This window comes from Noviherbaspirillum sp. ST9, assembly GCF_048799745.1.
GTDB lineage: Bacteria > Pseudomonadota > Gammaproteobacteria > Burkholderiales > Burkholderiaceae_D > Noviherbaspirillum.
Map to the genome: position 1 here is coordinate 1 of NZ_JBLWFR010000197.1, position 539 is coordinate 539.

1 protein-coding gene is annotated in these 539 nt (G+C 44.5%); it reads left to right on the forward strand.

Annotation, left to right across the window (positions count from 1 at the left end; translation table 11 throughout):
- Positions 1 to 17: 17 nt before the first annotated feature.
- A partial coding sequence (locus tag ACNOHI_RS25495) for a TonB-dependent receptor plug domain-containing protein (protein ID WP_420477518.1) occupies positions 18 to 539 on the forward strand: 522 nt, incomplete at its 3' end.

The window sequence follows — 539 nt, forward strand, 5'->3', positions numbered from 1 at the left end:
AAGGGCTCAGCAATCCCCTGTATATAGTCGATGGAATTCCGATGTCTTTAGCAGACCTGGCAGGGTTCGACGTAACGCAGAATGATTTTTTTGCAACCCTCAATCCAAACGATTTTGAATCGCTGACCATTCTCAAAGATGCAGCGGCAACAGCAATTTACGGATCAAGAGGAGCCAATGGAGTGGTGATATTAAAGTCGAAGAAAGGAGTGAAAGGAGCAACCCGTTTTAACTTCAGCAGCGCCAGTGGATGGAATTTCGAGCCCGACAGGCTTAAAGTATATATTGGCGAAGCAGAACGCCAGGAAAAACTGAGTTTATATGACGAAACGCTGCGTGCACTCTTCGGTGAAAAGGCTGCGGTTGATGTCAGAAATGGACTTGAACTCGAAGGATATATGTATCCGGCGGTATTGACAGATAAATATAACCCCGCTTTTAATAATGCTTACGACTACCAGGATCTGTTCTATCAAACAGGGCACAACCAGCAGTTAAACTTAAGTATGGACGGTGGTACTGAAAAAAGTACCTTCAGA